11 protein-coding genes are annotated in these 6,961 nt (G+C 50.6%); all 11 read right to left on the bottom strand.

Going from position 1 to position 6,961, the window contains the following annotated elements:
• Positions 1-645 (bottom strand): acyltransferase (locus tag NTW95_12715; GenBank protein MCX6558271.1); only part of this gene is annotated, 645 nt, incomplete at its 3' end.
• Positions 646-776: 131 nt separating this feature from the next.
• Complete coding sequence (locus NTW95_12710; protein ID MCX6558270.1) at positions 777-1,145, bottom strand: four helix bundle protein; 369 nt, start codon at positions 1,143-1,145, stop codon at positions 777-779.
• A gap of 47 nt (positions 1,146-1,192) precedes the next feature.
• On the bottom strand, positions 1,193-1,726 hold the full coding sequence (locus NTW95_12705; GenBank protein ID MCX6558269.1) for a nucleotidyl transferase AbiEii/AbiGii toxin family protein: 534 nt from the start codon (positions 1,724-1,726) through the stop codon (positions 1,193-1,195).
• The gene (locus NTW95_12700; protein ID MCX6558268.1) at positions 1,723-1,911 is read right to left on the bottom strand and encodes a hypothetical protein; all 189 of its coding nucleotides are present in this window, start codon (positions 1,909-1,911) and stop codon (positions 1,723-1,725) included. Before NTW95_12700 ends, NTW95_12705 begins: the two co-directional genes overlap by 4 nt.
• A 166-nt stretch (positions 1,912-2,077) precedes the next feature.
• Entirely contained in the window at positions 2,078-3,040 is a 963-nt protein-coding gene (locus NTW95_12695) for a Gfo/Idh/MocA family oxidoreductase (GenBank protein ID MCX6558267.1), read from the bottom strand.
• Positions 3,041-3,219: 179 nt separating this feature from the next.
• Complete coding sequence (locus tag NTW95_12690) at positions 3,220-3,576, bottom strand: four helix bundle protein (protein MCX6558266.1); 357 nt, start codon at positions 3,574-3,576, stop codon at positions 3,220-3,222.
• 27 nt (positions 3,577-3,603) lie between these two features.
• A complete protein-coding gene (locus tag NTW95_12685; protein MCX6558265.1) occupies positions 3,604-3,825 on the bottom strand; it encodes a hypothetical protein in 222 nt (73 codons plus the stop codon).
• Positions 3,826-3,991: 166 nt separating this feature from the next.
• Positions 3,992-4,618, bottom strand: a complete 627-nt coding sequence (locus tag NTW95_12680; GenBank protein MCX6558264.1) for a nucleotidyl transferase AbiEii/AbiGii toxin family protein — start codon at positions 4,616-4,618, stop codon at positions 3,992-3,994.
• Positions 4,611-4,880 (bottom strand): hypothetical protein, encoded by a 270-nt coding sequence (locus NTW95_12675; GenBank protein ID MCX6558263.1) that lies wholly within the window; start codon positions 4,878-4,880, stop codon positions 4,611-4,613. Before NTW95_12675 ends, NTW95_12680 begins: the two co-directional genes overlap by 8 nt.
• A 289-nt stretch (positions 4,881-5,169) precedes the next feature.
• Positions 5,170-5,667, bottom strand: a complete 498-nt coding sequence (locus NTW95_12670; GenBank protein ID MCX6558262.1) for a hypothetical protein — start codon at positions 5,665-5,667, stop codon at positions 5,170-5,172.
• An 8-nt stretch (positions 5,668-5,675) separates the two neighbouring features.
• A partial coding sequence (locus NTW95_12665; GenBank protein MCX6558261.1) for a GDP-mannose dehydrogenase occupies positions 5,676-6,961 on the bottom strand: 1,286 nt, incomplete at its 5' end.

Genomic DNA, 6,961 nt, shown 5'->3' with positions numbered 1-6,961 from the left:
AAACTCTTTGTAACTTTTCCCGCCTTTACTCAACCCTTCCGGCAGCGGCTCTTCTTCATTCAGGTCCAGGCATATAAGAGTTCCAGGTGCTACTTCCTCATAGCGAAATCCGCTCTCCGGGCAAACCATGATTCCATCAGGACCGGGCTTAAGGACATGACCATGGCGGCTCATCCAACCCTTCTGCTTGCCTGGGACACCAACTATAAACGCGTAATCTGGAACATCCTTGGTAATGACCGCGCCGGCGGCGATGAAGCAGTAGCGGCCCAGGGTGATGCCGCAAACTACAGTTGCATTTGCACCGATAGTCGCGCCGCGGCGGATAAGGGTTTTTTCATAAAGCGAGTGGCGCAGGATCTGCGAACGAGGATTGGAAACGTTGGTCAGCACACAGGAGGGTCCAAGGAAAACATCGGATTCGATTGTCGTGCCTTCGTAGACAGAGACATTGTTCTGAATCTTGACGTTGTCACCTATCACCACATTGTTGCCTATGTTGACGTTCTGGCCAAGGATGCAGCGGGAGCCCAATTTCGCGCCGGATTGGACATGGCAGAAGTGCCAGATCTTGGTGCCGGGGCCGATGGTGACATTGTCATCGACAAAGGAGGATTCGTGAACGAAGTAGGGTTTTTCAGGCATGTGAATACCTCGACTTAGTGACAAGTGACGAGTGACGAGTGACAAGTGATGAGGAAAAGCAATCAAACGAGCTCAGTAACGAGTGACAAGTAACGAGTGACAAGGAAGAGAAAAGATAATGCATAGAAATTTTACACCTTTAGGGAAGTTTTCTTTTTGGCTACAAATGAAATCAGTCCCATTAACATTTTTCGTATCTCAATAATATTTGTTTGGAGTGTTTTTCCATCTGAAATGTATCCCAATCCTTCAGCGATTTCCAATTGCGTTTCAATTTCAGCTGCGGAACCCAAGGAAATGTAAAGAAACTGTTTAAACTCCTTCACAGAATTTCGTGCAGCACCCTCGGCAATATTGCTTGGAATAGAAATAGCAGACCGCCGCATTTGTGCAGAAAGTCCGTATTGCTCTTCCTGGGGAAACTCACGGGTAATACGATAAATATTTTGAACAAACTCCATGCTCTTCTTCCAAACATTCAGATCTTTATGTGATTGCAATTGTCTTTTCTCCGACTCTTATCTCGTCACTCGTCACCTGTTACTCGTTACTTTTTATTCAGCTTTTCCAAAGACAAGCGGCAGCGCTTGAACTCAGTTTTCAGATACTCCAAGTCCAGTTTGTCCCTCATGATTTTCAAGATCGAACGGGCGTCTTCCTGGTCTACAGGCCCGCCGGCCAGGCACTTGAGCACGATCAGGTCTTCCGGAGAGGTCACCGGCACTTCCACGCCGAAAAAGCGAATTTGCCGCGCACGGGCAAATATGTCAGCGGGCATTTTTTTGATTCCCAAAATGATTTCCACCGGTTCGGCAGCTTCCGCATCAACTCTCTCCAACCCGATCACTCCCCTGACGGGATCGTCTTCGTCCCCGGGCCTGTAATTCCCCTTGAAACCCGCTTTTATGAATTCTTTGATCAGCGCGGGAATTTTGTCGGGAGCCACAGCAGCGATGAAGTCGATATCCCTGGTGGCGCGTACAGTTCCCCAAGCAGCAACGGCATACCCTCCGGCCAGAACAAAAGGGACGCCGGCTTCACGCAATACCTTCAAAATCGGCAGCAGCTCGGCTTTTTTCATTTGCTTTTCCATAAGCGGATGATCTCAGTTTGGGAGAATCCCTTGCTGCTCAAACCGGCGAAAAATAATTTCTTGATCATGGCATTGTGCCCGACCTCCTCCCTCAGCCGCTCCTCGGGGGTCAGTTTCTGCAGACGCAGGATATCCCTTTCTTTTTTAGCTTCAATCAGTTTTGAATTTCGCATAATTGTCTTTCTTTTCTCTTCCCTCGTCACTTGTTACTCGTTACCAACACTATGTTTTTGGCAATTTCGCTAAGTCGCCGAAAACATTCAGTGTTGGTATAGTCACACTGAATGGTTTCAGCGGCTGCCGGAACGTGCTGAAACCATAGTGTGACTACACTTGTCACTAAGCGCCAACTTTCGAAAAAGGATGATACTCTCCTTTTAGCCCAACTGGCACTGCGCTCCTGATCTCATGCGCCAACTCGATCGACGCCCTGGCGTCGTCAATGCCGAAGCCCTTGCCGGCGAGGACTTGGCGATACACTTCCGTGTGCAGGTCGCCGAAACCTTCGGAAAACTCAAAGAGTTCGTCATTCAACTTCAACGTGCGATAGGTGTTCTTGCCGGAATCCTTGGCCGCCTTCGGCAGATCGGAGCTGTCCAGGGAAAGGAACCAGCTGACGCGGGCCCTTTCGAGCTCGAAGTACCCGGACATTTTCCTGTCATCGGCAATATGGACGACCTGCTTCTGCAGCTTGCCGAATATCCACAGGAGCATGTCGAAGAAGTGGATGCCGATATTGGTTGCCACACCGCCTGACTTGGCGATGTCCCCTTTCCAGGAGACTTCGTACCACAGGCCGCGGGAGGTGATGTACGTCAGCTCGATATCGTATTTATTCTTTGATTTTTCCTTTGTGATCCGCTCCTTCAAGGCGATTATGGCCGGGTGCAGGCGCAGCTGCAGGATATTGTAAACCTTCTTGCCAGTCTCCTGCTCCAATTCGCTCAAGGCGTCGGCGTTCCAGGGGTTGAGCACAAGCGGCTTTTCGCAGATGGCGTCGGCGCCGATGCGCAGGGCGAAGCGGATGTGCGCGTCGTGGAGGTAGTTGGGAGAAGTTATGGAGACATAATGGACGCGCTTGGCCTCTTCCTGGCGGCGCAGCTTTTCCACGTGGCGGTCGAAGCGCTCGAATTCGGTGAAAAAGGCGGTGTCGGGGAAATAGCGGTCCAGTATCCCTACTGAATCGGAGCGGTCCAGCGCCGCTATTAAAATATTACCTGTGTCTTTTATGGCCTGGAGGTGGCGGGGAGCGATGTAGCCGGCAGCTCCGATTAAAGCAAAATTACGTTGAGAAGTTGTCATAGTTGAAACCTCAAGGCAAAAGGCAAAAGGCAAAAGTAAAAAGTGAAGAAACAATGCACTTTAAAGAAGTTAAAGATAAAATACGTTGAGAAACTGTCATTAGCGAATCCTTAAGTAAAAAGTAAAAAGTGAAGAAACCGTAATTAAATCGAACTTATACGGCATTAAAAACTCTCTTTTTAAGCTTTATTTTCATTGGCCTTTTTGCAAATGGAACCCAGAATGTTTTTTAGTTCATTAGATTCCGTGATGAGAAGGTTTAATCTTGTAGGATGCTTGCTTTCGATCTTCTGCAGGATTCTGAGCCAATAATTGGCTTCACGCATTTCTTTCAAAGAGATCCTGACCTTATTGATGAAATCAGCCTTGGATGAAGCGCCTTGGGCCTCTTCATAATTAGCCCCACTGGAAGTTGCAGCCTTAGTCAACTGCATTTTGACCACACCGTTGCCTGAATTAATTTTCATGCTCTTCAGAAATGTGATCGTATCGACTGCAAAATTAAACAGCCTCTGGCAAAGATCGTTTTCCTTCATATTGTCGTTTTCTTCACTTTTGCCTTTTTACTTTTGCCTTTTGCCTTTTTCCTTGAGATTAGTTAATCCATCAAGAGATAGCCGGCAACGTTTCAATTCACCTTCCAGGTACTTCATGTCCAGCTTGCCTTTCATGATCTCCAGGATAGACTTGGCGTCTTCCAGGTCAATCGGCCCGCCGGCCAGGGCGAAGGGGATGCCGGCTTCACGCAATACTTTCAAAATCGGCAGCAAGTCGGCTTTTTTCATTTTGCTTTCCATAACCGGACGATCTCGGTTTGGGAGAATCCCTTGCTGCTTAAGCCAGCAAAGAATAGTTCTTTGATACAAGCATTGAGCTTTATCTGGGCTTTCAACCTTTGCTCCGGGGTCAGTTTCTGCAGACGCAGGATATCCCTTTCTTTTTTTTCAGCGATCAGCTTTGAAGTAGGCATGTATCAGTGGCCTTTTCGATCAGGAACTCCCTTATTTCACTTTCCGCGATCGCAGGCGGCAAATATTCAAGGGGCTCGGAAAAGTCGATGTCTTTAAAATAACTCAACTGGGCGCGAAACTGTTTTTCCGAAAAAAGCTCGCCGAATATAGCGCCGGCTTTGGCGCTGATTTCGGGGAGCGAATGACGGCCCTTGAGGATGAAATACAAGTCGACGTAGTCCTTCCATTTTGCCCTTCCCCCCAAGGCGTAGGCCTTCATGGCCGCCAGGGTCAGCAGGTCGGGCAGGACGAGAATGTTTTCAAAGGAATGCGGAGCCGGGATCGGGAAGGGGTAGTCGAAAAACGTCAGCTTGACCCCGCCGACCGTCAGGTTCAGCTGCTCCTCCACCCGGCGGGTGACCTGGACCGGAAGGCCGTGCGCCTTTACAGCGTCGAGGATCTTCTTGTGGCGCAATTCGCCGTGCTTGAAAAGGTCGAAATCGATGGAACGGCGGTGCCCGATGTGCAGGGCCACGGCAGTGCCGCCGACCAGGCAGAACTCATCCTTGAATTTCGCCACCAGGGGCAGGAGCTCGCGCTGCGACGGGCTGAGTATTTCCTTATGCATAACGCTTGAAAAGCAGGGAGAAGAAGTGGCGGATTTCCGGATAGTAATTCAACTTTTTCCTGCCGGAAGCGGCAAAAAATATCCGGGCCGCTTCCTGGACGCCCAACAGTTGGAGCAATTCACGGACTTCGTCCATCGTGCCATAATTCAATATGGTTTCCAGCAGCAATTCCGGGCTGATGTTTTCCTTTTCATGCTCGGGGGTATACCAGAAGTACTGGTTGTGATCACGGATGAATCGTCTCAATTCAGGATCGTTCATTCTTCTAATTATGGTTTATTATAGCACATTTCAGCTTATTTTGCAAGAAAATAACTTAAACCTCAGAAGTTCTTTCTTTCTCTTCACTTTTGCCTTTCGCCTTCTGTATAGGCTGCTTTTTCTTCAAAAGTCCGTAGGCGAATTATTCCTGTTCTAACTGCTGGTCTGGGGCAAAGGCGATGGGCGGCTTTCCACAGGGCAGCTAGGCGTCGAAAGTAGGCTTCGTCTGGATAGAATTCCCAGAGAGCCTTTTCAGCGTCGGCGAAGGTGCGGAATTTTTGCACGGGCATTATTTTTTCTCAGAAGATTTTTTATCGATCAGTTCGGCCAAAAACCAAGCATCCCGCTTGTCTTCCGGCCGGACCGTGTCTTTCTTCATTTTGAACAGGGTTTCGGGAGTTGCGATTCGGATCGAGACCCCCTCGACTTCTCGTAATTCGTATTGCAGGTCTTCATAATGGAACATTTCTCCAATAGCGGCCACGATATCGATGTAGAAATCAGCTGTGGTTCCAAAACGGACAACCGCATATTCGCGCAAGTCCTCAAGAGAAATGGAGTCGATCTCAGGATCTGCAGGAAAAACTTCATGTAGTGCCTTTCTCAATCTATTCAAATTTTCCACTTCAGGCTTGATAAAAATGTCGATATCCGCTGTTAAACGAGCCAACCCATGCAGGATTACAGCGAAACCGCCGATAAGTATGTATTCAACTTTTTCCCGGGCTAAGGCTCGCAGTATCTTTAGAAAAAATTCGAATAGATCGGGTGTTTCTTTTGCCTTCATCTTCACTTTTACCTTTCGCCTTTTGCCTTTTGCCTTGATTGGACTTCTTCTTTTAACCTTTTGATGTGCCCTCGGCCCAGCCCTTTCACCTCGCAGCCCAGGGCGATGTACTCCTTGATCTTCTCGTCGCTCAGGATCAGGAAACAGTCGATAATAGCAATGGGCTTTCCGGCCAGTTTAACAATTTCTTTCGGATCCAGATCGAGATATTCCTCGTGGCGGACGGCGAGGATCAGCGCGTCGCAGCCCATTAGGGACTTGGCCAGGTCTTTCGAAACCTTCAGCGATTTCAGTTTCTTCTGGTTGCGGAAGAACTTCTCTTTGCCTACAACCGGGTACTCGTCCTGCTTCTCGAACTCCCACCAGCGCTCGACGTAAGGGTCGTGGACGCGGATCTCGGCCCCGATCTCAGACAAGCGGCGGACAAGAACCTCGGAGCCCGAGTAACGCGTGTCGCCGACGTCCTCGCGGTACGAGGCGCCGCAGACGAGCACCTCGGCGCCGGCGACGGGGACGGACATGTTGCGCAAGGCGTCGCGCACCAGCTGGGCGGCATGTAGAGCCCGTGTGTCGTTGATGTCGATGGCTTTGGGCGTGATTTGAAAAATGTCGTCCTCGAAGCCGAAGACATGTTTATACGCCCAGACGCCCAGCCCGCCATCCTTGGGCAGACAATAGCCCCCTACCCCGGGGCCGGGGAAGATCATGTTGCTGTGGGTCGGCCGGACTTTTATGGCCTTAATGACTTTGCCGATATCGACGCCGTTGCGCTCGGCGAACAATGACCATTCGTCAAGGAAAGCGAGGATGGTGGCGCGAAAGGAATTCTCGACGATCTTGGCCGTCTCCGACTCGATCGGCCGGTCGAGGACGGTTAGGGGATATTTTTCGACGTGGATCACTTCGCTGAGGAATTTGACCACCCGTTCGCGCGCCTTTTCGTTGACGCCGCTGCAGACGCGCCAGAAGTCGCGGATCGAGGCCACGTATTGTTTGCCCGGCATGACCCGCTCGTAGGAGTGGGCCAGCAGCGGATCGGTTTTAATGCCGCGCTGGCGGAAGATCTTGCGCATGACCGGCAGGGCGATCTGCTCGGTCGTACCGGGCGCCACCGTGGTCTCGATCAGCACCAGGCAGCCGGCGGGGATCCTCTTGGCGATGGTCTCGAACGACTCCTCGAGGGCGCTCATCTCCACGTTGCCGCTGCGGCAGTTGCCGAGCTCCTCCTTGAGAAAGTCGAGCTGGACATCGACAACCACCACGTCGGCCAGGGCAAGCACCTCGTCGTTGTATG

It is taken from the genome of Candidatus Aminicenantes bacterium (assembly GCA_026393795.1).
In the GTDB taxonomy this organism is placed as follows: domain Bacteria; phylum Acidobacteriota; class Aminicenantia; order UBA2199; family UBA2199; genus UBA2199.
Note: the sequence above shows the minus strand (reverse complement) of the source record. Positions and strands in the feature narration are given on the sequence as shown.